This is a genomic window from Nocardioides humilatus (genome assembly GCF_008373755.1).
GTDB lineage: Bacteria > Actinomycetota > Actinomycetes > Propionibacteriales > Nocardioidaceae > Nocardioides > Nocardioides humilatus.
In genome coordinates this window covers 1-455 of the sequence record NZ_VUJV01000145.1, presented here as the reverse complement: position 1 = coordinate 455, position 455 = coordinate 1, and the positions used below count along the sequence as shown (strand labels likewise).

Here is a 455-nt window from a genome sequence, read left to right as displayed (position 1 = left end):
ATCTGGACTCAGTCCGCATTCGGCAGGCTTGACCCCTTATTCGGGTCATGGAAGACACCATCGAAACAAAAGAAGAACTTCAACCTGCCCCAGCCAAAGGTGGCCAACACTGACCTCACACGTCTTCTCAAGTCTGATGAGATCAGGAAGGTCCTCCGTGCTCCCAACAAACGCGTGATCCGTGCTACACGCAAATTGAACCCGCTCACCAATAACTAGGCGATGCTGAAACTCAATCCTTACGCGGCCGTGCTGAAGAGGAAAGCTATCTTAGAGCTGCGCAGAAGGAAGAACTTGAAGGCTCTGGCTGATGCCGAGAAGAGTGGATTGAAGCTGTCTAAGCGAAACCCCGCTATGAAGGCTGAGAAACTACGCGAGAGGAGACGCAAGAACATCAAGGAGGCTCTCGCCAAGAAACCCAAGAAGCCGGTTGCTAAGAAGACCCCGCCTCCCCC

At 53.2% G+C, this 455-nt stretch carries 2 protein-coding genes; both read left to right on the top strand.

The window, feature by feature from the left end; all coding sequences use genetic code 11:
* Nucleotides 1–219, top strand: a 219-nt coding sequence (locus F0U44_RS24275; RefSeq protein ID WP_188113651.1) for a large ribosomal subunit protein uL4, incomplete at its 5' end; no start/stop codon positions are given.
* 3 nt (nt 220–222) lie between these two features.
* Nucleotides 223–455 (top strand): hypothetical protein (locus F0U44_RS24270; protein ID WP_149730625.1); only part of this gene is annotated, 233 nt, incomplete at its 3' end.